Here is a 24328-nt window from a genome sequence, read left to right as displayed (position 1 = left end):
CCCTAACCCTCTCCCACAGGGAGAGGGGACCGCCCGGCAGACGCTGTTGCTCCGGCAGATAAGGCCAAACGCGACGTGAACGGAAAATCCCCCTCACCCTAATCCTCTCCCACAGGGAGAGGGGATCGACAGGCAGACGCTGTGGCGCAACACTTACCCCCGCCGATGCGCCCACTCACGCATACGCTGAAACAGCACATACAGCGACGGGATAAACAGGATGCCAATCATCGTCGCCACCAGCATACCGCTGAATACCGTGGTGCCGATGATCCGCCGGCTCTGCGCCCCGGCGCCGGTGGCGAGCATCATCGGCATGATGCCGATAATAAACGACACCGCGGTCATCATCACCGCGCGGAAGCGGCGGGTGGCCCCCTCGCGCGCAGCGTCAACTATCGACAGCCCCTCCTCGCGCCGGCTGCGGGCGAATTCAACAATCAGAATCGCGTTCTTCGCTGCCAGGGCAATCAGCAGCACCAGCCCTATCTGAACATACACATCGTTGGCATAGCCCGCGGTCCACAGCCAGAGCAGCGCTCCGCCGATGGCGAACAGCACCGAGAGCATGACGCTCGCCGGCAGCGTCCAGCTCTCATACTGCGCCACCAGGAACAGCCACGCCATCGCCACCGCCGCCAGCACGATCCACACTGCCTGATTGCCGGTCTGCTGCTCCTGCCAGGAGATCCCGCTCCAGGCGTAGTCATATCCCGGCGGCAGATGGGCCTGCAAAATCTGCTCCATGGCCGCCATCGCCGTGCGGCTGCTGACCCCCTCGGCCGCTGAACCGCTCACTGAAACGGACGGGAACTGATTGTACTTCTGAATAAACGGCGCCCCCACCGTCGGCGTAATGGTGACCAGATTGCTCAGCCGCACCCGCTCGCCGTCGCGGCTGCGGACGTACAGCTCGCTAATCTGCTCTGCCCGCTCGCGCCACTGCATCTCATTTTGCATCACCACATGATAGACACGATTGTTACGGCTGAAATCGCCGGCGCGCGTGCCGCCGAACGCCGTCTGCAGGCTGCTGAAAATCTGCGCCACCGGCACATCCAGTAGCGCCGCCCGGTCGCGGTCGACCGTCAGGGTCAGCTGCGGCACGTTGCTGCTCCAGGTGGTAAACACCCGGCTCAGTTGAGGATGCTGGTTCGCCAACTGGAGGATCTCCCGCGTCACCTGCTCCAGCTCCGCCGACGACTGACCGGCCTGCGCCAGGATGCGCAGGTCAAATCCCGAGGCATTGCCCAGGCCCGGCAGGGTCGGCGGCGCGAAGGTCATGATCGTCGCCTCGGGTAGCGACAGCAGCTGGCGCTGAATATCCGCCATCACCGCATCCAGCGGCGGCCGCTGGTGCCAGTCCTTGAGCATCACCGAGATAAACCCGCCGTTAGAGGCGCTGGTGCCGTTGAGAATGTTGAACCCGGACACCTGAATCACATCCTCCACCGCCGGGTTAGCCATCAGCAGCTTGCGCGCCTGGGCCATCACCGCTTCGGTACGCTCCAGCGACGCCGCCTCCGGCAGCTGCACGCTGGCAAACAGGTAACCCTGATCTTCCTGCGGCAGGAAGCCTTTCGGCATCGAGGTGAAGCTAAACGCCACCAGCGCGCCTGCCGCCACCGTCGCCGCCAGCGCCAGCCAGGGACGGCGGTTCATCCAGCCTACCAGTCGGCCATAGCCGTCGCGGGTGCCGTCGAGAAGACGGTTAAACGCCCGCCACACCGCCGCTGGCCGGGCAGGACGCGGGCGCAGCAGCAGCGCGCAGAGGGCCGGCGTCAGGGTTAGCGCCACCAGGCTCGACAGGGCCACCGCGGTGGAGAGCGTCACGGCAAACTGCCGGTACAGCTCGCCGACGATCCCCGGGAGCAGCGCCACCGGCACAAATACCGCCAGCAGCACCAGGGTCGTGGCGATCACCGGCCCGGCGATCTGCTGCAGCGCCTGGGCGGTGGCCTGCAGGCGATCCAGCCCTTCCGCCATTTTGGTTTCCACATTCTCCACCACCACAATGGCGTCATCCACCACCATCGTCAGGGCGAGAATGATCGCGAACAGGCTGAGGGTGTTGGCGCTGTAGCCCAGCAGATAGAGCACCGCAAAGGTGCCGATCAGTGACACCGGGATCGCCAGCACCACGATCAGCGTCGCTCGCCAGCTCTGCAGGAACAGCGACACCACCACGACCACTGCCAGCAGGGTCAGCGCCAGCGAGACGCCGATCTCTTTGATCGTCGCCGCCACAAAGCGAGTGGTATCGAACTTCACCTCCCAGGTGAGATCCGCCGGAAAGCGAGTGTGCAGGCGGTTAAGCTCCGCACGCACTGCGCTGGCGACCTGCAGGGCATTGGCGGTGGGCGTCGGGTAGATCCCCAGATAGGCCGACGCTTTACCGTTCAGCTGCGCGCCGGAGCTGTAGCTGCGGGCGCCCAGCTCAATGGTCGCCACGTCAGCGAGGCGAACCAGCTGCCCCTGCGCGCCGCGGCGGAGGATAATCTCGCCAAAGCTGGCCGCCTCGTTCAGACGCCCCAGCCCGTTGATGGTCAGCGTCTGCTGCTGGCCGTTGAATACTGGCGGGGTGCCCACCTGCCCCGCCGCGCCCTGCACATTCTGCTCGCGCAGCGCCTGGGCAACGTCATCCGTGGTGATGTTGAGCGCATTCATGCGGTCCGGACGCAGCCAGATGCGCATACTGTAATCCCGGGCGCCAAACATCTGCACCTCGCCGACGCCGGGCAGGCGGGCCAGCGCCTCGCGCACCTGGGTGCTGGCGTAGTTACTGACAAACAGCGGTGACAGCGTGCCCAGCGGCGAGTAGAGGCTCACCCCCATCAGCAGGTTGCTGGCGCGCTTGCGGACCTGGACGCCATTCTGCTGCACCTCCGCCGGGAGCTGCGCCAGCGCCTGCGCCACCCGGTTTTGCACGTCGATCGCCGCCAGGTCGGCATCGGTGCCCGCCGCGAAGGTAATGCTCAGGCGGTACGTTCCCTCATCCGAGCTGGTGGACTCCATATACAGCATATGATCGACGCCGTTGAGCTGGGTCTCCAGCGGGGCGGCGATGGCTTCCGCCACATCTGACGCGCTGGCGCCCGGCCAGCTGGCGCTGACGTTCACCACTGGCGGGGTGATCGCCGGGTACTGCTCCACCGGGATCAGCTTCAGCGACACCGCGCCGACAAAGGTCAGCAGCAGCGCGATCACCATGGCAAATCGCGGACGACGGATAAAAAAGGTCAGCATCCCTTCTCCTTACTTAGTTCAGCACCTGTACCGCAGCGCCTTCGCGTAAACGCTGCGCGCCGTCGGTGATCACCTGCTCGCCCGCCTGCAGCCCTTTCTCAACCGCAAACTGCTGCCCCTGCTGCCCCGCGAGGGTCAGACGACGCTGCCCGGCGGTGTGGTCCGGCTTCAGCACCCAGCTGAAAAAGCCCTGCGGATCCTGCTGCACGGCGGCGGCCGGGATCATCACCCGTGACTGCAGCTCCTGCGGACGGAACAGGATTGTTACGCTGCCGCCCGGCAGCAGACGGTGCTGCGGATTGGCGAACTCCGCCCGCACCGCCACGCTGCCGGTGCGGGCGTCAATCCGGTTATCGATGGAGGTCAACACCCCATCGCGCCGTTTGCCATCCACGTCAATCTGCGCCAGCCACGCCTGCTTCAGGGCGTGGATGTCGGCATGCTGGCCGGATTTGCTGAAAAATGCGGCTTCGTCGAGAGCGAACGACACCCGCACCGGATCCAGCTGCACGATGTCCACCAGCACGCCGCTGGATGGGTTAATCAGCGTCCCGACGTGAAAGGCGCTGTGGCCCACGCGACCGGTCACCGGCGCCGCAATCCGGGTGTAGCTGAGCACAATCTGCTGGGCCTCGACGCGGGCTTTCGCCTGCTGCACGGCGGCGGCGGCGACGTCGCGCTGCATCCGGGCCGTGTCGACGTCGTTGCGGCTGATGGAGTGGTTGTTAATGAGCCGCTCGTAGCGAGTGAGCAGTTGCTGCGACTGACGTAATGAGGCTTCGGCGCTTTTCAGCTCGGCCTGCGCCAGGGCCAGGGCCGCGCGGGGCTGCGCGTCGTCGAGGGTAAACAGCAGGTCGCCCTCGGTAACATACTGGCCATCCTGGAAGTGGCGCTGAACTATCACCCCTTCGGTGCGCGCGCGAATGTCGACGGCGCGGATCGCCTCGACCCGCCCGGGGATCGCGCGTTCTTCAGCATGAGGCGCCAGTTCGACCGTGGCGACGCGGACCGGCACCGCCGGCGCGGCGGTCGCCGTCAGGGCGCCGCCGGCCAGACCGCAGGCCAGCAGAGCAAAGCGGAAGGTTTTAATCATAGGGGGATCCTTGCGAAAGTAACGCGCGCCTGCAGCGAGGCGCGCGAGATCAATCAAGCCGTTTTGCGGAACCGGCGCGTCAGGCGCTTCTCAACTTCCACCACCAGGAACATGGCGACGCCGATGACCAGGGTGATAAACCAGTAGCGCAGCGGCAGCGCTTCCGTACCAAACATGCTCTGCATCAGCGGGACATAGATAATGACCAGTTGCATCAGCAGCAGGACACCGGTCACCAGCCAGATGCCTTTGTTGCGCAGCAGACCCATGCTCAGGGAGAAGCTGTCGCTGCTGCGGCAGTTGATCATGTAGACCCACTGCGCCGTCACCAGCATCTGCAGCAGCACGGTGCGGATAAACTCCGGACTGTGGCCGCGCGGCGCCAGCCAGGCCTCAAGGATAAAGGCGGCAATAGCAATCATAGACCCGACAAAAGCCACTCGCCACACGGCGAAGCCATCCATAACGTGCTGGCCGGTTTTACGCGGCGGGCGGTTCATCACGTTGCGCTCTGCGGCTTCAAAGGCCAGGCCGAAGGAGAGCGTCGCCGACGTCGCCATGTTCATCCACAGGATCAGCACCGGGGTCAGCGGAATAATGTTCCCCGCCAGCAGGGCGATGATGATCAGCAGCCCCTGCGCCAGGTTGGTCGGCATGATGAAGAGGATGGTCTTCTTCAGGTTGTCATAGACCCGACGGCCCTCTTTTACCGAGCTGGCGATGGTCGCGAAGTTATCATCGGTCAACACCATGTCAGCCGCCTCTTTGGTGACTTCGGTACCTTTGATACCCATGGCGATACCCACGTCGGCCTGGCGCAGCGCCGGCGCGTCGTTGACGCCGTCTCCGGTCATGCCGACCACTTCGCCGTTATCCTGCAGGGCTTTCACCAGGCGCAGCTTATGCTCCGGGCTGGTACGGGCAAAGATGTCGTACTCCACCGCCGCCTTCGCCAGCGCCGCATCGTCCATGTGCTCCAGCTGGTAGCCGGTCATGGCCTGGCTGCTGTTGGTGATCCCCAGCATCTGGCCGATGCTCATCGCCGTCTGCGGGTGGTCGCCAGTGATCATCTTCACGCGGATCCCGGCGGTCTGGCAGGCATGGATGGCGTCAATGGCTTCCGGACGCGGGGGATCCATCATCCCGGCGATGCCGAGGAAAATCAGCCCCTCCTGCAGGTCCTCATGGTTGAGGGTGGTGGCATCAAGGCTGGCAGGCTTACAGGCCGCCGCCACCATGCGCAGTCCCTGACGGGCGAAGCGCGCCATCTCCTCTTCCCAGTACTGCGCCTCGAACGGCACCGCGCCGTGGCGGCTCATCTGCTCGCGGCACATGGCGAAGATAACGTCCGGCGCACCGGTGATCAGCACCCGGGCCTCGCCATCGATGTGCTGCAGGGTCGACATATATTTGTACTGTGAGTCAAAGGGGATCTTGGCCACCAGACGGGCCTCCACCGCCGGGAGCTGCGCTTTCGCCGCCAGCACCTTCAGCGCCCCTTCGGTCGGCCCGCCGGTGATCCCCCACAGACCGCGCTCATCCTGGGTAAGCTGGCTGTCGTTACACAGGTCGATGGTGCGCAGCCAGGTCTCCAGCACGGTGCCGGGCTGAACCTGCACGGGCTCGTCGCTCCCCTCAAGGAAGATCCGTCCCTGCGGCTCATAGCTGTCGCCTTCCACCCGGTAGCAGCAGTCTGCCGTGATGATCGCTTTGACGGTCATTTCGTTCATCGTCAGAGTGCCGGTTTTATCCGAACAGACCACGGTCATGGCGCCGAGAGTTTCCACGGTCGGCAGCTTACGAATAATCGCCCGCTTGCGCGCCATCGTCTGCACGCCCAGCGACAGAATAATCGAGATGATCGCCGGCAGCCCCTCCGGTACCGCGGCCACCGCCAGGCTAATCAGCGACAGCAGCAGCTCGCCCATCGGGATATCCCGCAGCGCGAGGCTAAAGATAAACAGCGCCACCATCATGGCGAGGATAATGACAAAAATCGCTTTGCCGAGCTTATCCATCTGCACCAGCAGCGGGGTACGGTGCTTCTCAATGCCCGCCATCATCTGGTTGATATGGCCGAGTTCGGTCTCCGCGCCGGTGGCGGTCACCACGCCGATGCCGCCGCCAGCGCTGACGGTGGTGCCGGAGAAGGCCATGTTCACCCGGTCGCCCAGCGGCAGGTCGCCCTCCAGCGCGTCGGTGATTTTATCCACCACCGTCGACTCGCCGGTGAGGATCGCCTCTTCCACCCGCAGGTTGTGGGTTTCAATCAGGCGCATATCCGCTGGTACGCGGTCGCCGGCGCGCAGGATAACGATGTCCCCTGGAACCAGGTCGCGCGTCGGGATAGTCTCATGTTTGCCGTTACGCTGGACGCGGGCATCGCTGGAGAGCATGTTGCGGATCCCCTGCAGGGATTTTTCGGCGTTGCTCTCCTGGATATGACCGATCAGGGCGTTAATCACCGTCACGCCGAGGATCACCAGGGTATCGACCCAGTGACCCATAATGGCGGTCAGCGCCGCGGCAGCCAGCAGCACGTAAATCAGTACGTCGTTAAAGTGGGCGAGAAAGCGCAGCCAGCCCGGTTTACCCTTCTTTTCCGGCAGGGCATTCGGACCAAAGGTATTCAGGCGCTCGGCGGCGTCTGCGGAATTTAACCCAGCGGCCTGGCTTTTTGTCTGCGCCAGCACTGCGTCAACGGTCTGCTGCCAGACCTGCCGTGGCGCGGTGTCGCCCGAGGGCGTCGTAAACTTTGGGTTATTCATCTTGGTCAAATTACATTTTCCTTATAAATTCCGTGAATCGGAAAGCCTGAAATCATTCCTGGCCAATGAAGTAAAACGTGGCTAAAAAGCCGGTAAAAATGTGATCCAATATCCGCCTAAATTTTTCGCAAAATACAAAATGTGTGATAAGTTAATTCACAAGATAAATATTACAGAATATTAATAAACCAAAACTAAACGAGGTTAAATATGTTTGGAATCTACCGCGGACGCCGTCTGGCGCTGTACATCCTGCTGGCCATCATTGTTGCCACGCTGGTGGGATATAGCACTTATAGTTTTGTAAAAGCGCTGGCATAATAATGACGTTAATTTACACCCGGCTGCAATTAACTTAATTACAAATTATTTCAGATTAATTAACATGAGAGCGAAAGGCAGGCAATAATATTTAAAATAGCCGTATTATAGAGAGTAAAAAAACAAAGCATATTGCGTTAAGCATTATTTTACCGGACAATATGTTTTTTAACTGATGATTAACATGACATGAAACATCCGCTGGAAACGCTGCTCTCCGCCGCCGGGATCTTACTGCTGGCCCTGCTCTCCTGTCTGCTGTTGCCCGCGCCTTCGCTGGGCCTGACGCTGGCGCAAAAGCTGGTTGAGACATTCCATATGATGGATCTCAACCAGCTCTATACGGTGTTGTTTTGTCTGTGGTTCTTAGCGCTGGGCACCCTTGAATTTCTGGTGCTGCGCTGGGTGTGGCGTCGCTGGTTTTCCCTCGAACGGTAAACCAGGAGAGCGCGCCTCAGTGGGCGCGGCTGTGGTTTTCTTTGCGGTAGGCGCCCGGCGGCTGGTTGAAGGTCCGGGTGAAGACGCGGGTAAAGGTCTGTTGCGAATCGAAGCCATACTTCAGGCAGATATCGTAGACCCGCTGATCGGTGTCGCGCAGATCGCGGGCGGCCAGCAGCAGCTTCCTTTCACGAATATAGCGCCCAAGGCTCTCTCCCTTGTACTGTAAAAACAGCCGTTGCAGATGCCATTTCGAATACCCGGCATGGCGAGCGATATCATCAATACGCAGCGGTTGATGCAGGTTGTCATCAATCCACTCGACGATAGTGTCAATCACCTGAGCGGAAATCGTCATATGCTCTCTCCTCTGAAACTGCACTGGCGCTTAGCGCCACCAGGCGTTAAATGATTGCGTCTTATCGGCGACCCACAGCGGCTCGCCCTGCATAGGCGTCAGCAGACGCCAGGCCCTTCCTTCGCTGGCAGCCGCCAGCCGTTGATACGGTTCATCCCAGCTGTGTTTCGCCAGAACAAACCGTCCTGCATGCCCAGGCAGCACCGCGCGGGCGCGCAGGTCGTCGGCAGCCTGAGCCGTTTCATCCGGCATCATGTGAATATATTTCCAGTCCTGGTCATACTGCCCGTTCTCCATGATCGCCAGATCAACCGGACCAAATTCATCACCAATCGCTTTGAAGTGCGGCCCATAGCCGCTGTCGCCGCTGTAATAAATTTTTTGCTGCGGGGTGACGAACAGAAAACTGGCCCACAGCGTCTGGTTACGCTTCAGTCCACGGCCGGAAAAGTGCCGCGCCGGCAGAACGTGAACGGTGAATTCATCGCTGACCGGGATCGCCTGCTGCCAGTCCGCTTCGGTAATCAGCGCCCCGTCCATCCCCCAGTAGCGCAGATGCGACCCGACGCCCAACGGCGTAATGACCCGCTTAATTTTCGGCAGCAAGGCGCGGATGGTGGCGTAATCCAGATGGTCGTAGTGATCGTGGGAGATGATCAGCAGATCGATGTCTGGCATCCCTTCCGCCCGCCACGGATAGTCGCCGGGAAAGGCTTTATTGATAAAGGAGAACGGCGCCGCGTAATCGCTGAACACCGGATCGATCAGGATACGTTTTCCTGCCAGCTGCAGGTACCAGGAGGAGTGGCCGAGCCAGACCATCACATCCTGCCCCAGGGGCAGCGTCGCCAGGTCGGTCTTCACCAGCGGCAGCGGCTGAGCGGGACGGGCGTTTTCCCGTTTGGTCATCAGGAAATCCCACCACGCCGCCAGCATATTTTTCTGCCCGGTGAACCCTGGCGTGGGCAATTGGTTATGGAACTGGCCGTCCCGGTAGTGGGGAGACGCTTCCACCTGGCTAAGCTGTGCCCCCTGCGGCGCCTTACCAAAACCGGCATTGAGGACAAACGGCAATGTCGTTGCTGCTGCGAGTAACATGATGGCGACCACGCTAAAAGTGACACGGTTCATATCCTGACCAGACAAAAGCCCCCATCCCGGAGGCTTTGTGATATAACTTGATTATGAGTGAGTACGCACTCATTATTAGGAAAGTGATGAAAGTCGTCAAGACGATTTTCAATTTTTGCGTTCCGCCGTTGCAGCGACCTGGTCAGACGTGCAAAGATCGGCGGTTTGTTTAAACCTGCGTGAGGAAAAAAGTAGTGGCTCGTCCAAAGAGTGAAGATAAAAAGCAAGCGTTACTGGAAGCTGCCACCGCGGCTTTCGCCCAGTCCGGCATCGCCGCCTCGACGTCGGCCATCGCCCGCAGCGCTGGGGTGGCCGAGGGGACGCTGTTTCGCTATTTCGCCACCAAGGATGAGTTGCTCAACGAGCTGTACCTCGCCATTAAGCTGCGTCTGGTACGGATGATGATCGCCGGGCTGGATCCCGACGAAAAGCGCCCGAAAGAGAACGCGCGCAATATCTGGAACAGCTATATCGACTGGGGGGTGCGCAACCCGATGGAGCACAAGGCGATCCGCCGGATGGCGCTTAGCGAGCGCATCACCGACGAAACCCGTCGCCAGGTAAAAGAGAGCTTCCCGGAGCTCAACGAAATGTGCCAGCTGTCGGTGAAAGAGATTTTTCTCAGCGAGGCGTACCGCGCCTTTGGCGATGCCCTGTTTCTGTCGCTGGCGGAGACCACCATCGAATTCGCCAGCCACGATCCGCAGCGCGCCCGGGAGATTATCGCCCTCGGCTTTGAAGCCATGTGGAACGCCCTGCATGAGGCGGACGCCTAATGACCCCCGAGATGCTGCATCCCTGCGCTCATCGTATCGCCCTGACCTACCCGTTTACCGAGCACTGCTGGCCTTTTGGGCCAGAGTACGACGTGTTTAAGGTCGATGGCCGTATCTTTATGATCACCATGACCATTCGCGGCCGGGCGCTGGTCAACCTGAAGGCTGAGCCGCAGAAGTCGCTGCTGAATCAGGAAATTTATCGCAGTATCGAACCGGGCTACCATATGAACAAGAAACACTGGATCACGGTGGTGCCGGGAGAGGATATCAGCGAGGATCTGCTGGCCGAGCTGATTGACGATTCGTGGCATCAGGTGGTGAACAAGCTGAGTAAAAAGGCCCAGCAGCGCCTGCGTCCGCGCTGATTTTCAGCCAAATGCGATAAGTGTTATCGCATTTTTCACCCTTATCATTTGGCGATCTTCGCTGTACTCTTCCTCTCCTTAACGCACCGGTAAGGTGCTGTAAACTGTGAGGAAGAGTTATGGATATCGTATCGGTCGCTTTAAAGCGCTATTCCACCAAGGCCTTTGACGCCACGAAAAAGCTGACTGCCAGCGAAGCCGAACAGCTGAAAACGCTGCTGCAGTACAGCCCGTCTAGCACTAACTCCCAGCCGTGGCACTTTATCGTCGCCAGCACCGATGAAGGGAAAGCTCGCGTAGCCAAAGCCGCCAGCGGCACCTACGTGTTCAACGAACGCAAAATTCTCGACGCCTCGCACGTGGTGGTGTTCTGCGCGAAAACCGCGATGGACGACGCCTGGCTGCAGCGCGTGGTGGATCAGGAAGAGGCCGATGGCCGTTTCGCCACCCCGGACGCAAAAGCCGCTAACCACAAGGGTCGTACCTTCTTTGCCGATATGCACCGCAAAGAGCTGAAAGATGACGATCAGTGGATGGCGAAGCAGGTGTATCTCAACGTCGGCAATTTCCTGCTGGGCGTGGCGGCGATGGGCCTCGACGCCGTGCCGATCGAAGGGATTGATTTTGCGATCCTCGATGAGGAATTTGACCTGAAAGCCCAGGGCTACACCAGCCTGGTGGTGGTCCCGGTTGGCCACCATAGCGTGGAAGATTTCAACGCCAGCCTGCCGAAGTCGCGTCTGCCGCAGTCGACGACCATTACCGAGATTTAATTCCCTTCTGCCGGGAACGCCCGGGCCATAGCGCAGCAGCGTCTCGCCCGGGACTTTCTTCCCCCCACTCTTTCCCCTCTTATTCTGCCGTTTGTGCCAGGTTTCTGGCGCTAATGAGCCCGCTTGTGCCAGGAATAACGACTTTAGTGTGAACCAGCCGATTTAATTAATTGATAAATAATACTTTTTATTTCTGGCACGCCCTTTGCTCTTAACAGATACCGCTATCTGGATGAAGGAGAAACCGGGTGAAACATATCTATGTGGCCAGCCACGGCCATTTTGCTCGCGGACTGGTGAACAGTTTGTCGCTGCTGATTGGCGACGAACACGGCGTTATCCCGGTCTGCGCCTATGACGAAGATATCGTGACCACCGAACAGCTGGAGCAAACCCTGGAGCATCTCATCGTCCAGGCGAATGGTGATGAAGTGGTGATCTTCACCGACCTGCTTGGCGGCAGTATCAACAATAGCGCCGTGAGCGTCTTGATGCGACATCGCAACGTTTTCGTGGTCGCCGGCATCAATCTGACTCTGCTGCTGGAGTTTCTGCTGTGCGAAGAAGCCACTACCGAGGCCGCGATTATCTACGCCACCAGCGCGGCGCGTGAATCCATTGTTTTCATCAATCCTCTAATAACACAACCATCCTCTGACCCACAGGGAGAATCTCATGATTAAACTCGTGCGCATTGATTATCGGCTGCTGCACGGCCAGGTGGTTTTTGCCTGGACCCGAGCGCTGGATATCGACCATATCATCGTCGCCAACGCCAAAGCCGCGGCGGATGCCTTCATTACGATGTCGCTTAACCTGGCAAAGCCAGCGGGCGTCACGCTGGACATCGCCACCGTTGAACAGGCGGCGGAAAAGCTTAACAGCGGCAAGTTGGATCATAAAAAAGTCATGGTGGTCCTTGGCAATACTGCGGAAACCCTCGCGCTAGTGGAAAAAATCCCGGGAATTAGCGCAATTAATTACGGTGGTCTGCCACAGAAGGAAGGGGCAAGACAATTCGGCAAGGCCATCTATCTGACCGACGAGGAAATCGCCCATAGCAGAGCGCTAAAAGAAAAAGGCATTCGGCTGGAGATGCGTCAGGTACCCGCCCACTCGGCTGAACTCCTTAACGACCAACTTTAACTTCGGAGGTCACTATGTTGCTCACCGCAACGTTACTCGGCCTGATCGCCGCCCTGGGGATACTTGATGGCCGCCTGCTTGGGGTATCAATGATCGATCGACCGCTGGTGATGTGCGCCCTCACCGGTCTGGTTTGCGGTAATTTGCATGAGGGGATTCTGATTGGCGCTACGCTGGAGCTTATTTTCCTCGGCAACGTCGCCATCGGCGCCGCGCACCCGCCAGATATCGTGACCGGCTCCGTATTGGCCACCGCGTTTTCGATCATGTCCGGCCGCGGTCCGGAGGCTGCGCTCACCATCGCCATCCCTGTCTCAATGCTGGCGCAGACGCTAGGCATCCTGGTGCGCGTGGTGAACGCCCGCTTTGGTCATCTGGCGGATCGCTATGCGGCACAGGGTAATACCCGAATGGTCGGCCTGATGCACCTCGCCGGTCCGACGCTACTCTATTTTTTAAACGGATTTCTACCGGTATTTTTTGCCATTCTGCTTGGTTCTTCGGCGGTAAGCTGGTTCCTGGAGGCCATTCCACCGGTGATAACCAACGGATTGATCGTCGCCAGTAAGATCCTGCCAGCGCTCGGCTTCGCCCTGCTGATCAGCATGATGCTCAGCAGCAAACTAATGCCGTACCTCGGTCTGGGATTTCTGATAGCGGCATATACCAAACTGGATATCATCGCCATTGCGCTGTTCGCTGTGGTGTTGGCATTTATCATCAGCCAGTTCCTTAATCTTAAGCAGCAGGAGAGCTAATCATGAGCGAAATGACGCAAACTGTGACTGGCGCTACCCAGCCGCAAAGCGATGACGCAAGCCGCATCACCGCCCGCGATTTACGCAGCGTGTTCTGGCGCTCCTTTACGCTACAGGGCTCGTGGAACTACGAGCGCCAGCAGCATATGGGCTACGCCTTTGCCATGTCGCCAGCCCTGAAGCGTATCTATCAGGACCCAACGGAGCTGGGGCGCGCCCTGCAGCGTCATCTGGTGCTGTTTAACACCACGCCCCATCTCTCGACCTTTATCTTCGGCCTGTCGATTGCCATGGAAGAAGAGAACCAGCGTAACCCCGAATTTAATGAGGAGTCGATAAACGCGATTAAAACCAGCCTGATGGGACCGCTGGCGGGCATCGGCGACTCCATTTTCTGGGGATCATTAAAGGTTATCGCCGCCGGGATGGGTATCTATTTCGCCCAGCAGGGCAGCCTGCTGGGACCGATACTGGCGCTGTTAGTTTATAACCTGCCGCATCTTTTGTGCCGCTGGTATGGCCTGAAGCTCGGCTACCGGGCGGGTACGACCTGGCTGATGAGAATTTACCAAAGCGGCCTTATGGACCGGGTGACCTATATCGCATCAATTGTTGGCCTCATGGTCGTCGGCGCGATGACCGCCAGCATGATAGATATCACCACCCCGCTCAGCTTTACCGCCGGGCAGACCACCATGAAGGCGCAGGAGTTTATTGACAAAATTCTTCCTTCGCTGCTGCCGCTGCTTTTCACCCTCGGGATGTACAAGTTGATCCGTAAGGGAGTCAATATTAACTGGATCCTGCTAGGAACCGTCGCGTTTGGCATGGCGGCCAGCGCGCTAGGCCTGCTTTAAGAAGAGGAATATCACCCATGCACGTAGAAGACTATATGAATGAAACACCCGCCCGTCTGCTCGCTATGCTGACGCAGACGCGGGAAGATCTCTGGCAGGCGGCGAAAGCGCTAACGGAGCGCGGCATCACGCGTATTATCCTGACCGGCTCCGGTACCTCTTATCACGGCGCGCTGACCGCCCGCTCGTTTATGCAGCAGTGGTGCGGGCTACCCGTTGATGTCTACTGGCCTTTTCTGCTGGATGATTCGGCGCTGACCCTCAGCGACAAAGCGCTGGTCATCGGCATTTCTCAGGGAGGCGGCAGCCTCTCTACCCTCGCCGCAATGGAACGCGCCCGGGCAGCCGGGCATCTCACCGCTTCCATGGCCGGGGAAGCGCCAGCCGTTATCGACCGGGCGGCAGATTTGGTCTTAACAGTACCCTGTGGAGAAGAGCGGGCTGGCGCTAAAACCAAAGGGTATCACTGCACCATACTTAATCTGATGCTGCTGGCGCTTGCTGTCGCCAGTCGCCAGCGGCGCCTGAGCGATGAGGAGCGCAAAGCGCTACTCATCCGCATGGATACCACGTTTAATCATTTGCCGACGCTCATTGAGGCCTCGCAGGCGTGGGTTCTCAATCATGCCCGACCGCTTATCGACAGCGCGGACATTCGCCTGACCGGTCCGGCAAGGCTGTTTGGCACCGTTCAGGAAGGTGCGCTAAAGATGCTTGAAACGCTACGCTGTCCGGTTGCCGGTTATGAATTTGAGGAGTTCATCCACGGGATCTATAACGCCTTCGACGAGCGCTCTACCCTGATCATGCTCGATCCGTTTCCCGATGAGCGTCAGGATCGCCTGGCGGAAATACTTGGCGGCTGGACTCAGCATATTTATCGCATTGGTCCACAAGTCGAAAATAACGGCAAAAATATGCCCTTCGCATTTATTAACGATCCCGACTTTGCGGTCTTTGAATATATCATTCCGTTACAAATGGTTTGTGCCCGACTGCCACCAGTGAAGGGCATCGATCCCGCGATACCGAAGGATCCGCAGTTCCACCAGAAAATGAAAAGTAAACAACCCAATTAATTGACGCATAGTAAAAGTTATCCGCTATTCAGCGGAGGACCCGTTACATCTCAAGGAGACCAATATGTCTATAGCTCATAAAAACGCACATACTATTATTCGCGATATTTTATCTAAGCAGCACATTGAGCGCGTATGGTTTGTTGGCTGCGGTGGTTCATTAACCGGTTTCTGGCCGGGGAAATATTTTCTCGATTGTGAAGCTAAAAAGCTGGCCGTCGGCTATGTTACCAGTAATGAATTTGTCCACGCGACGCCGAACGCGTTAGGTAAAAACAGCGTAGTGATCCTCGCCTCGCAGCAGGGCAACACCGCTGAAACGGTGGAAGCCGCCCGCATCGCGCGTCAGAAAGGCGCCGCCACTATTGGACTGGTATATACCCCCGGCACGCCGCTGTGCGAACACAGCGATTACACTATTGAATACTGCTGGGCGCGCTATCCCGAAACCGTCGATCCGACGCAGCAAAAAGCGGCATACAGCCTGTGGCTGGCGCTGGAAGTGCTTGCGCAAACTGAGGGATACGCCCATTACGATCAGATGGTCAGCGCCTTTGCCAGTTTTGAATCCGTGGTACGCGGCGCTCAGCAGCAGGTTCAGGCGGATGCGCGCCATTTTGCCGAAGCCTGGAAGAGCGAAAAGGTCATCTACATGATGGGCAGCGGCCCCTCATTCGGCGCCGCGCATCAGGAATCCATCTGTATTCTGCTGGAGATGCAGTGGATTAACTCCGCGAGCATCCATAGCGGCGAGTATTTCCACGGTCCCTTTGAGATTACCGAAGCGGGAACGCCGTTTATTTTATTAAAAAGCAGCGGCCGCACACGCCCGCTGGATGACCGCGCGATCCGCTTTATCGAACGTTACCAGGGAAAACTGCAGATTATTGACGTGGAAAAGGTGGGAATCGACACACTGCACACCAGCGTGCGCGAATATTTCTGCGGCCTGCTGCACAACTGCGTACTGGATGTTTACAACCTGGCGCTGGCCACCGCCCGCAACCACCCGCTGACCACCCGCCGCTATATGTGGAAAGTCGAATATTGATTCGCTAGCCGCCTGCCAGCCCCGGCGTAATTCTCCGGGGCTGCGTTGAGAATTACCAGCTAAAATCTTCAATACGTAATTCAAAAATATCGTGAATATAGCCAATTTCCGCTACCGGTAGCGCCACGTTATAGAGTATTTTCAGGCGCTGGAACGAGTGATTCACCATGGCAATAAATTCGCCATGCTGGCGGGTAAATTGCTCAAGATCTTTATAATGGCTAATTTCATTACGCATTACCAGACGCTCAATCATACAGCTGAGATGCACATATAAACTGATAATTAAGTTATTATTAAAATGAAAACCAAGCGTATTTTGCCACTCAGCGATAATGGTTTCGATATGGCCCATGGTTTTTCCGGCATTCAGTATCGTCAGAGAGTTGACAACGTTATGCAGCGAAAACTCACGAACCATATTTTTATTAATCAGCGCAATTTGCTTTTCATTAAGATAGCCACTTAAGAGCTGACTCAGATGTCGATGCCCCTGCTCGCCAAGTAGTTCCTCAATGCCAACCCAGGGCACTCCGGCCAGCTGCGGGTCGTGGGTACCCACGACCGCAATAACTTCATACTGGTGGAGTAACGATACCGCCGTACGACTGTTTTTTAAGCGCGTATACTCGCAGGCGATGATGTTAATATCAAAATCGTTGAGCAGGCTCTTCTCCATCAGATTTTTAAATTTAAATGCGGTACCGATACCTGTAATACAGGTCACCAGCAGCGCACGCTCTTTTTTTTCTGCGGGCCAGAACACATCCCAACGCGACTGATTAAGCGGCACGATCTCTTCGGCGATTTGTTCGATGTTTTTTCCCAGCGCGATCTCGCTGGCAACGTTCAGCGCCATGCGGGTCGTTACGTTATCCACCACCACCAGCGGGCCGTGAATCACCGACAAAAGCGCATCGGCAATCTCCTTGGTGTAGCCCATATCAATAAGCACCATCACACCCGCACGCGTGTCCGTATGCTGGAGATAATCAACCACGGCGCGACTGACATCGTTAAACGCCACCTCCATCGGCATATCCATGGCCTGGTAGATCTTCTCGCCAATCAGGCGGTTAGCAACGCCGGCAATGCTGCTGGCGGTCGAATAACCGTGGGCGATTATCAGCGCTTTCACTTTTCCGCCGCTGGTCGCATCAATCGCATTGCTGACGATAGCGGCAACCGCCAGGCGGTCAAGCGTATCGATGAGCAGATCGTATTTATTATTGACGACATCCAGTAGTTTCTCCGCGATACGCTGCGCCAGCCCCGCCGAGGAGTCCAGCCAGCGCTGCATCACCAGACGCACGGGCTCAGCAACGCTACGCGGCGCCAGAGGGAGGCTGGTGAGGTAGCGGCCGGTAAGATAAGCGAATTCGACATTTAGCTGAAGGTCATAATTGACAGCGATTGCTTTGCCCACATCTTCAATAAAGCGCAGCCGTTTGTCCTGCAGAGAGACCGTACTCTCCTGATTCATCAGCGCATCAAGATAGAGCGTCACGTTCTGATAAATAAGCTTTTCAAAGGTCCGCACGCTAATATTATCCTGAGCCAACTCCTCGCACAGGCTACAAATATTTTCCGTTAGCCGTTGGTATTCATGGTGACGACCAGAAAAAAGAGGCTGCGCGTCGCCATCGCGGTAAATCATAACCCGCTCGCTATTTTGCTGAAGGGAAAAAGGCGCATCCGCCAGTAATCGGTCGGGCAGCAAACCCGCTTTTATGTGTAAAAGACCGCTATCACGTTCGCCAAATGTCCAGGCGCTGGCGCAAATATTGCGAATCAAATTTTCCAGCCCACCGACATTTCCTTCAAGCGTTTCACGCATGAGCTGGCTGACGATTTCGCCATCCAACGCCAGATCGTGGTTCAAACGCTGGGCTTCACGGCGGAAAAAGTGGTGGATAAACGCCAGCCGCTCGAATTGGCCGCGTTCAGCGATCGGCAGAATTTTTACAATTACCGGAATACGGCGAATAAAGGTCGCCAGGAAATGTTTTTCCAGATCCTCGGTTGAAGCAAAAATTAGCCGCACCGTGGCGCTGCGCTCATCGGTGCTCTCCCCCAGCCGGCGCCAGCTACCGTTATCCATAAAATGAAACAGCTTTTCCTGACCTTCGGGCGGCAGCCGATGAACCTCATCGATAAACAACACCCCACCGTTGCTGGTCTCGATAAGACCAGGAACGGCTTTATCGGCGCCGGTAAAGGCCCCCTTCGCATGACCAAATAACTTCGAGGTCAGTAGTTCTGGATTATTCGCGTACTCGGCGCAGTTAAATACGGTAAAAGGCGCATCGGCAGGTAAAATGCCTTCATCTATTGCGTAGTGCCAGAGCTGGCGAGCTAGAAAACTTTTCCCAGTGCCAGTAGGGCCCCGCAGCAGCAGCGGCAGACCTGCGCCAGGGTAGCTGATGGCAGCCTTGCACTGGCGCAATGCTTCCTGCAGGCTGCCCTGCGCGCCAATCAGCTGCGCCAGACTATCCTGACGCTCCGCGCACAGCGCCTGAATGGAGGCGTATTCGCCGTGCCGAACCGCCAGGCGGTGATGATCGCGCAGAACGGTAACGGGTAAAAACAGCACCGGGCGACCATTCACTTTGACCACCCGCTGCTCGCGATGGAGATTATTCAGATGATGGCTGATGATGCTGCGTTTTTGCTTCAAGCTATCGGCAATGGCCATAGCGTTAAACTCGCCCAGCGCTTCCGCCGTCAGCGCTCGCCCGGCGATCCGTTGTTCTAGCTGGCGAAAAATCGACTCCTTGTTCATCTCGCTCCCCTGTCAAAAGCGTAAAATTCGCTTATACGACAATTCGCGCAGGACGTCGCTGCCGTCAGCCACACTTCTTTAAAAGCGCTTAATTTTTCATGGCTTAACGTTCCCCGCGTGCCAGATGCGCTCGGCATAGCGGCCAATCACCGCCAGCGAGACGGCAAGGATCAGGAAAAACAGCACTTTGTGCATCCCGTTCCAGAAAAACTCAAAGAAACGGGTATAGAGATTGATCGCCAGGAAGGTTAGTCCGAAGCCGCGCAGCATTCCGTCATCGGTTTTCAGGCTGATAAAAATGCAGACGCCGGCCGCTACGGCAAACAGCAGCCCCCACGGCAAGAGTCGCGCCTGGCTCACCTGGTACCAGCTGTCTGCGTCGTAATTGCCGAAAATCGACAGGATCCACAGCGCAATAAACAGGTACGTGAGGCCCATCGCCTTGCTGACGGTAAACAGCTGCCGCTGGCGAAGCAGGGATTGCGCGCCGTAGCAGAGCGCCAGCAGCGCGCCGCCGAACAGGACGAAGCGAATCGGGTAGTTCATGCCCAGCCAGTAGGCGCCCCACCCCGAGACGTAGCCGGTTTCCGCGCCGAACCAGTTGCCCAGCGCCAGCAGAAAAAAGAGCCACACCAGCCCGGAGCGGGCAATATAGCCGATGGCGCCGTAAATCACGCATCCGGCCAGAAACAGCGGTGCGATATGGCCGCTGCCGTTATCCAGCCGTTCGCCAAGCTGCCATAGCGACACGGCGGTAAAGACGACGCCCAGAAACAAAATCGCCTCGGTGCTGTAGTGCCATTGCGTTTCCCGTCGCTGGCGGCGAAAGCCCCAGCCGTAGCAGACGACTGCCAGCAGCGCAGGCAGCAGGATCCGCGTCAGCGCCGAGTGGCTGAACAGGCTCAGCAGCCACGCCACCAGCGCGCTGTCGGCGAACAGGCTGCCCAGAGCAATCAGCACGCAGGCCAGCGCGGTCCAGAAGGCATAGCGGCTCAGGCGCCGCCAGTCGAGGGGGAGACGCGCAGCGTGTGCGCCAGCCGCTGACTGTCCGACGGGGTTAACTCCCCGCTGGCCTGCCAGGCGTTCAGCGCGCGCTGAATAATGCGCTGCTCTTTTCGGGTTACGTTCATAGGCATTCCTTGAGACTGATGACAAACCTGTTTTCGCTAATGTGCTCGCCTTTTTGCCGGGTGGCGGCGTACGCCTTACCCGGCCTACAAACCCAAATCACCGCGGGTCCTGGGGCTGCTGAAACTGCCGGTGTTGCGGCCTCAACATCGCTGAGACGTTCCCGGCAGGCCGGGGCAGCCCGCATGGATGCGGGCTGAGGGCCGTGTTTTGCACGGACGCTGCCTCGGCCCGACCCGAAGCCTGCAGGGATAAGTCGAAGGCACCACGCAGTGGCGATGTTGCTGGCCGGAGCCCGGGGGTACAGGGGGCGGCGGCGACTGGCCGCCCCCTGTGCGCTCCCTGCGCCATGAGAGACATAACGCAGAAGGCTAACCGGGAGCGCAATGTGCGCTGAAGTCGCAGATAACATAAAAGACTTCCCGGCAGGGCTTTCCCTCACCCTACCCCTCTCCCGGAGGGTAAGGGAACCGTCCAGCAGCGCCGGCCGGGAATACCCGAAGATGGCACATTGCCAGCCATCTGATTCCTTGTGATTAATGTTGGTCCAGCCACGCCAGCGCCTGCTCGCCCGCCTCGTCCATCGGCAGATAGACCAGCAGGCGCGAACCGTTGCGCGGCGCCGAATACCAGTACATCTGCTGCAGACTGAATCGCCCGAGCTGCGGGTGGTTAAAATGTTTAATCTGGTTTTCCACACCGCGCACCTCGTAACGCTGATGCCACAGCGCTTCAAACTCCGACGAGGCGGCGAAAAAGCGCGCCAGCTTGTTTTCCCACGCCGGATCGCCACGGTGCTCGGCCATCGCGGCGCGGAAATAGGAGACGAAGGTCGGCAGCACATCGCGATTTTCGATCCGGCTGCGCCAGGTCTCATGGGTCAGATAGAGATAAATACAGTTGCGATCTTCTTCCGGGAGGGTGGCGAAATCGATGCCCATCAGGCGGCAGAAGCTGTCGTTCCAGGCCACAATATCAAAGTTCGGTTTCTGAATGCTGGCCGGCTGCGGCATCAGGCTGTCCAGCATCCGGCGGGTGCCGGGGCTGATGCCTTCGCACACTGTCACCTGGGTGGCTTCCGGCGGGGTCAGCCCGGCCAGTACGAACAGGTGCCGGGTCTCCAGCGGACTGCACTGTAAAGCATTCGCCACCCCCACCAGCACCGCCTCCGACGGATTCACCTCCCGCCCCTGCTCCAGCCAGGTGTACCAGGTGACGCCGACGTCGGCGAGCATCGCCACCTCTTCCCGACGCAGGCCCGGCGTGCGCCGGCGGCCCACGCGGGGCAACCCCAGGCGCTGCGGATCGAGGCTTTCACGGCGGGCGCGCAAAAATGCCCCCAGCTGTTTGCGTCGATCGTCCGGCACGGCGATCGTCAACTCCCGTTGCGGCATCGTGGTCATCACCCCTCCAGCATAGTAGTGCCAGTACCAGTATAGGCAGGAACTGGTACCCGTTTAATTTATCGGTAATGCTACGTCGGTCTGCTGAATGACGCAATGGAGAATCCCATGAATACGTCTGCTGTTTCACCCGGCCGCGCCGGTCTGTTGCTGCTGCTGGGCGGCCAGATGCTGCCGCTTATTGATACCTCGATCACCAATGTGGCGCTGGACGCCATCACCCACACCCTGGCGGCCAGCGCCACGCAGCTGGAACTCATCGTCGCGCTCTACGGCGTCGCCTTTGCCGTCTGCCTGGCGATGGGCAGTAAGCTTGGCGATAACTATGGCCGCCGGCGCCTGTTTATGTGGGGCGTCGCCCTCTTTGGCATCGCTTCCCTGCTGTGCGGGATGGCGAACAGCATCGGCGCCCTGCTGGCGGCCCGCACCCTGCAGGGCGCCGGGGCGGCGCTGATTGTGCCGCAGATCCTCGCCACTCTGCACGTGACCCTCAAAGGCCCCGCCCACGCCCGGGCTATCAGCCTGTATGGCGGCATCGGCGGGATCGCCTTTATTGTCGGACAGATGGGCGGCGGCTGGCTGGTATCGGCGGACATCACCGGACTGGGCTGGCGCAACGCCTTTTTTATCAATGTGCCGATCTGCCTGCTGGTGTTGGCTCTGAGCCGCCGCTATGTGCCGGAAACCCGTCGCGAGACGCCGTCGCGTATTGACTGGCAGGGCACGCTGTACCTCGCGCTGATCCTCTGCTGCCTGCTGTTCCCGATGGCCCTCGGTCCGGAGCTGCACTGGCCGCTGTGGCTGCAGCTGATGCTGGTGGCGGTCCTGCCGCTCATGTTCGCCATGCGTCAGAGCGCCCTGCGCCAGCAGCAGCGCGGCGACCATCCCCTGCTGCCGCCGCGTCTGCTGCAGTTGACCAGCATCCGCTTCGGGATGGCCATCGCCCTGCTGTTTTTCAGCGCCTGGTCCGGCTTTATGTTCTGCATGGCGCTGACCATGCAGGAGGGGCTGGGGATGGCGCCGTGGCAGTCCGGCAATAGCTTTATCGCCCTCGGCGTGGCCTATTTTATTTCGGCGCTGTATGCCCCGCGGCTTATCGCCCGCCACAGCATGGGGCGGATCCTGTTGACTGGTCTGGCGGTGCAGATCGCCGGGCTACTGCTGCTGTGCGCCACCTTCTCCCGCTTCGGCATCGCCACCACCGCCCTGACGCTGGTCCCCGCCACGGCGCTGATCGGCTACGGTCAGGCGCTGATCGTCAACAGCTTTTACCGGATTGGCATGCGCGATATCAGCGCCAGCGACGCCGGGGCCGGGAGCGCCATCCTCAGCACCCTGCAGCAGGCGACCCTCGGTCTCGGACCGGCTATCCTTGGCTCGCTGTTCCTCGCGCTGGCCCGCCGCGGCGGCGGGAACTATCCGCAGGCGCTGATTGATTTTCTGCTGGTCGAGGTGGTCATGATGCTGTTGCTGGGGGCCATCGCGCTGTGGCTGCGCCATCATCTCAACCGACAGCCGGCGACGGTAGCGTCGTAATACCGGCGGCGGTGATTTGCATAATAGCTATCCAGCGGTCATCATACCCGCTGGATATTCAGGAGACGTTATGCAGGAATTAATATCGCAAATTGCCGCCTTAGGTATCGAAATAACCCCCACCCGCTCGCTGATGATTATCTTCGGCATTATCTTATTCACCGCCGTGGTCGTGCATCTGATATTGCACAAAGTGGTCCTGCGCGCTTTTGAAAAACGGGCGTTGGCCAGCAGCCATCTGTGGCTGCAAATCATCACGCAGAATAAACTCTTTCACCGACTGGCTTTTACCCTGCAGGGGATCATCGTCAACGTGCAGGCGGTGCTGTGGCTGCAAAAAGGCAGCGAGGCGGCGGAAATATTAACCACCGTGGCTCAGCTATGGGTGATGATATATGCCATGCTGTCCTTCTTCTCGCTGCTGGATGTGATCTTAAAGCTGGCGCAGAAATTTCCTGCCGCCTCTCAGCTGCCGCTGAAGGGGATATTCCAGGGGATTAAGCTGGTGACGGCGATTATTATCGGCATCCTGATTATTTCGCTGCTGATAGGCCAGTCACCGGCAATCCTGATTAGCGGGCTCGGCGCGATGGCCGCGGTGCTGATGCTGGTGTTTAAAGATCCGATCCTCGGTCTGGTGGCCGGTATCCAGCTCTCTGCCAACGATATGCTCAAGCTTGGCGACTGGCTGGAGATGCCGAAGTACGGCGCCGACGGCGCGGTGATCGATATCGGCCTCACCACGGTCAAGGTACGCAACTGGGACAACACCATCACCACCATTCCAACCTGGTCGCTGGTCTCCGACTCGTTTAAAAACTGGAGCGGCATGTCGGCCTCCGGCGGCCGCCGCATCAAACGCAGCCTCAACATCGACACCACCAGCATTCATTTTCTTGATGAACAGGAGCAGCAGCGCCTGATCCGGGCGAAGTTGCTTAAGCCCTATATGGATTCGCGCCACGAGGAGATTAGCGCCTGGAACCAGCAGTACGCCGGGGAACAGTCGGTTCTCAATGAGCGGCGAATGACCAATGTCGGCACCTTCCGCGCCTATCTGCAGGAGTATTTACGCCATCATCCACGTATCCGCCAGGATATGACCCTGATGGTGCGCCAGCTGGCGCCGGATGCCAACGGGTTGCCCATCGAGATCTACTGCTTCACCAACACCGTGGTGTGGGCGGAATATGAGGGGATCCAGGCGGATATTTTCGACCATGTCTTCGCCGTGGTGGAGGAGTTTGGCTTACGCATTCATCAAACGCCCACCGGCAACGACATTCGCGCGCTGGCGGGCGCCTTCTCCCGCTGAT

At 58.8% G+C, this 24328-nt stretch carries 19 protein-coding genes and 1 pseudogene; 12 read left to right on the top strand and 8 right to left on the bottom strand.

Translation table 11 applies throughout. The features are described from left to right. Window positions 1-153 precede the first annotated feature (153 nt). The 3 genes from NKJ21_RS24275 to NKJ21_RS24265 are packed head-to-tail and all read right to left on the bottom strand — an operon-like array spanning window position 154 to window position 7116. Window positions 154-3246 carry an efflux RND transporter permease subunit gene (locus NKJ21_RS24275; RefSeq protein ID WP_131002947.1) on the bottom strand — a complete coding sequence of 1031 codons (3093 nt, stop codon included), beginning with the start codon at window positions 3244-3246 and terminating at the stop codon, window positions 154-156. A 13-nt stretch (window positions 3247-3259) separates the two neighbouring features. Then, window positions 3260-4339, bottom strand: coding sequence for an efflux RND transporter periplasmic adaptor subunit (locus NKJ21_RS24270; RefSeq protein ID WP_023297184.1), 1080 nt, complete (start codon window positions 4337-4339; stop codon window positions 3260-3262). A 53-nt stretch (window positions 4340-4392) separates the two neighbouring features. Further along, window positions 4393-7116 (bottom strand): cation-transporting P-type ATPase, encoded by a 2724-nt coding sequence (locus NKJ21_RS24265; RefSeq protein ID WP_239270573.1) that lies wholly within the window; start codon window positions 7114-7116, stop codon window positions 4393-4395. A 501-nt stretch (window positions 7117-7617) separates the two neighbouring features. Between NKJ21_RS24265 and NKJ21_RS24260 the strand changes: the two genes are divergently transcribed. Beyond that, window positions 7618-7866: a DUF1158 domain-containing protein gene (locus NKJ21_RS24260; protein WP_008805539.1), complete on the top strand. Its 249-nt coding sequence runs from the start codon at window positions 7618-7620 to the stop codon at window positions 7864-7866. Between the two features lie 16 nt (window positions 7867-7882). On the opposite strand, the gene NKJ21_RS24255 is transcribed toward NKJ21_RS24260, so the two are convergent. Both NKJ21_RS24255 and NKJ21_RS24250 read right to left on the bottom strand, forming a co-directional pair. Beyond that, a complete protein-coding gene (locus NKJ21_RS24255; RefSeq protein WP_002893035.1) occupies window positions 7883-8224 on the bottom strand; it encodes a RamA family antibiotic efflux transcriptional regulator in 342 nt (113 codons plus the stop codon). A 30-nt stretch (window positions 8225-8254) separates the two neighbouring features. Next, on the bottom strand, window positions 8255-9370 hold the full coding sequence (locus tag NKJ21_RS24250; protein ID WP_162493283.1) for an MBL fold metallo-hydrolase: 1116 nt from the start codon (window positions 9368-9370) through the stop codon (window positions 8255-8257). Window positions 9371-9549: 179 nt separating this feature from the next. Between NKJ21_RS24250 and NKJ21_RS24245 the strand changes: the two genes are divergently transcribed. The 9 genes from NKJ21_RS24245 (at window position 9550) to NKJ21_RS24205 (ending at window position 16163) form a co-directional block, all read left to right on the top strand. Next, on the top strand, window positions 9550-10131 hold the full coding sequence (locus NKJ21_RS24245; protein WP_046881940.1) for a TetR/AcrR family transcriptional regulator: 582 nt from the start codon (window positions 9550-9552) through the stop codon (window positions 10129-10131). After that, on the top strand, window positions 10131-10499 hold the full coding sequence (locus NKJ21_RS24240; protein WP_008805536.1) for an MmcQ/YjbR family DNA-binding protein: 369 nt from the start codon (window positions 10131-10133) through the stop codon (window positions 10497-10499). The genes NKJ21_RS24245 and NKJ21_RS24240 overlap by 1 nt, the downstream gene beginning before the upstream one ends. A gap of 119 nt (window positions 10500-10618) precedes the next feature. Next, window positions 10619-11272 (top strand): oxygen-insensitive NAD(P)H nitroreductase, encoded by a 654-nt coding sequence (gene nfsB / locus NKJ21_RS24235; RefSeq protein ID WP_239270572.1) that lies wholly within the window; start codon window positions 10619-10621, stop codon window positions 11270-11272. Between the two features lie 248 nt (window positions 11273-11520). Continuing rightward, a complete protein-coding gene (locus NKJ21_RS24230) occupies window positions 11521-11955 on the top strand; it encodes a PTS sugar transporter subunit IIA (protein WP_002893017.1) in 435 nt (144 codons plus the stop codon). Beyond that, the gene (locus NKJ21_RS24225) at window positions 11948-12418 is read left to right on the top strand and encodes a PTS sugar transporter subunit IIB (protein WP_008805534.1); all 471 of its coding nucleotides are present in this window, start codon (window positions 11948-11950) and stop codon (window positions 12416-12418) included. The genes NKJ21_RS24230 and NKJ21_RS24225 overlap by 8 nt, the downstream gene beginning before the upstream one ends. A gap of 14 nt (window positions 12419-12432) precedes the next feature. Beyond that, window positions 12433-13176, top strand: coding sequence for a PTS mannose/fructose/sorbose/N-acetylgalactosamine transporter subunit IIC (locus tag NKJ21_RS24220; protein ID WP_004183295.1), 744 nt, complete (start codon window positions 12433-12435; stop codon window positions 13174-13176). Between the two features lie 2 nt (window positions 13177-13178). Then, window positions 13179-14033 carry a PTS system mannose/fructose/sorbose family transporter subunit IID gene (locus tag NKJ21_RS24215; protein WP_004176976.1) on the top strand — a complete coding sequence of 285 codons (855 nt, stop codon included), beginning with the start codon at window positions 13179-13181 and terminating at the stop codon, window positions 14031-14033. A 17-nt stretch (window positions 14034-14050) separates the two neighbouring features. After that, complete coding sequence (locus NKJ21_RS24210) at window positions 14051-15112, top strand: SIS domain-containing protein (protein WP_004176977.1); 1062 nt, start codon at window positions 14051-14053, stop codon at window positions 15110-15112. A 64-nt stretch (window positions 15113-15176) separates the two neighbouring features. Beyond that, on the top strand, window positions 15177-16163 hold the full coding sequence (locus tag NKJ21_RS24205) for an SIS domain-containing protein (RefSeq protein WP_004176978.1): 987 nt from the start codon (window positions 15177-15179) through the stop codon (window positions 16161-16163). A gap of 52 nt (window positions 16164-16215) precedes the next feature. Here the strand turns inward: NKJ21_RS24205 and NKJ21_RS24200 are convergent, their stop codons facing one another. From NKJ21_RS24200 to NKJ21_RS24190, 3 genes and pseudogenes are all read right to left on the bottom strand, one after another. Beyond that, window positions 16216-18945: a sigma 54-interacting transcriptional regulator gene (locus tag NKJ21_RS24200; RefSeq protein ID WP_008805532.1), complete on the bottom strand. Its 2730-nt coding sequence runs from the start codon at window positions 18943-18945 to the stop codon at window positions 16216-16218. Between the two features lie 96 nt (window positions 18946-19041). Further along, window positions 19042-20075: pseudogene (locus tag NKJ21_RS24195) on the bottom strand (DUF2157 domain-containing protein). 534 nt (window positions 20076-20609) lie between these two features. After that, window positions 20610-21476 (bottom strand): helix-turn-helix transcriptional regulator, encoded by an 867-nt coding sequence (locus tag NKJ21_RS24190; RefSeq protein WP_008805530.1) that lies wholly within the window; start codon window positions 21474-21476, stop codon window positions 20610-20612. A 108-nt stretch (window positions 21477-21584) separates the two neighbouring features. Here NKJ21_RS24190 and NKJ21_RS24185 point away from each other — a divergent pair, with 108 nt between their 5' ends. Together NKJ21_RS24185 and NKJ21_RS24180 are read left to right on the top strand one after the other, a co-directional pair. Further along, window positions 21585-23012: an MFS transporter gene (locus NKJ21_RS24185; protein ID WP_254733258.1), complete on the top strand. Its 1428-nt coding sequence runs from the start codon at window positions 21585-21587 to the stop codon at window positions 23010-23012. Window positions 23013-23082: 70 nt separating this feature from the next. Then, complete coding sequence (locus NKJ21_RS24180; protein ID WP_004202471.1) at window positions 23083-24327, top strand: mechanosensitive ion channel family protein; 1245 nt, start codon at window positions 23083-23085, stop codon at window positions 24325-24327. Window position 24328: the final 1 nt, after the last annotated feature.

Source organism: Klebsiella sp. SWET4, assembly GCF_024296565.1.
In the GTDB taxonomy this organism is placed as follows: domain Bacteria; phylum Pseudomonadota; class Gammaproteobacteria; order Enterobacterales; family Enterobacteriaceae; genus Klebsiella; species Klebsiella variicola.
This window is presented reverse-complemented; position numbering and strand designations above follow the sequence as displayed.

Excerpts from the sequence above, each read along its gene's own strand:
- NKJ21_RS24275 (WP_131002947.1), bottom strand. The coding sequence starts at position 3,246 with ATGCTGACCTTTTTTATCCGTCGTCCGCGATTTGCCATGGTGATCGCG.
- NKJ21_RS24270 (WP_023297184.1), bottom strand. The coding sequence starts at position 4,339 with ATGATTAAAACCTTCCGCTTTGCTCTGCTGGCCTGCGGTCTGGCCGGC.
- NKJ21_RS24260 (WP_008805539.1), top strand. The coding sequence starts at position 7,618 with ATGAAACATCCGCTGGAAACGCTGCTCTCCGCCGCCGGGATCTTACTG.
- NKJ21_RS24255 (WP_002893035.1), bottom strand. The coding sequence starts at position 8,224 with ATGACGATTTCCGCTCAGGTGATTGACACTATCGTCGAGTGGATTGAT.
- NKJ21_RS24240 (WP_008805536.1), top strand. The coding sequence starts at position 10,131 with ATGACCCCCGAGATGCTGCATCCCTGCGCTCATCGTATCGCCCTGACC.
- nfsB (WP_239270572.1), top strand. The coding sequence starts at position 10,619 with ATGGATATCGTATCGGTCGCTTTAAAGCGCTATTCCACCAAGGCCTTT.
- NKJ21_RS24225 (WP_008805534.1), top strand. The coding sequence starts at position 11,948 with ATGATTAAACTCGTGCGCATTGATTATCGGCTGCTGCACGGCCAGGTG.
- NKJ21_RS24220 (WP_004183295.1), top strand. The coding sequence starts at position 12,433 with ATGTTGCTCACCGCAACGTTACTCGGCCTGATCGCCGCCCTGGGGATA.
- NKJ21_RS24215 (WP_004176976.1), top strand. The coding sequence starts at position 13,179 with ATGAGCGAAATGACGCAAACTGTGACTGGCGCTACCCAGCCGCAAAGC.
- NKJ21_RS24210 (WP_004176977.1), top strand. The coding sequence starts at position 14,051 with ATGCACGTAGAAGACTATATGAATGAAACACCCGCCCGTCTGCTCGCT.
- NKJ21_RS24205 (WP_004176978.1), top strand. The coding sequence starts at position 15,177 with ATGTCTATAGCTCATAAAAACGCACATACTATTATTCGCGATATTTTA.
- NKJ21_RS24200 (WP_008805532.1), bottom strand. The coding sequence starts at position 18,945 with ATGAACAAGGAGTCGATTTTTCGCCAGCTAGAACAACGGATCGCCGGG.
- NKJ21_RS24190 (WP_008805530.1), bottom strand. The coding sequence starts at position 21,476 with ATGACCACGATGCCGCAACGGGAGTTGACGATCGCCGTGCCGGACGAT.
- NKJ21_RS24185 (WP_254733258.1), top strand. The coding sequence starts at position 21,585 with ATGAATACGTCTGCTGTTTCACCCGGCCGCGCCGGTCTGTTGCTGCTG.
- NKJ21_RS24180 (WP_004202471.1), top strand. The coding sequence starts at position 23,083 with ATGCAGGAATTAATATCGCAAATTGCCGCCTTAGGTATCGAAATAACC.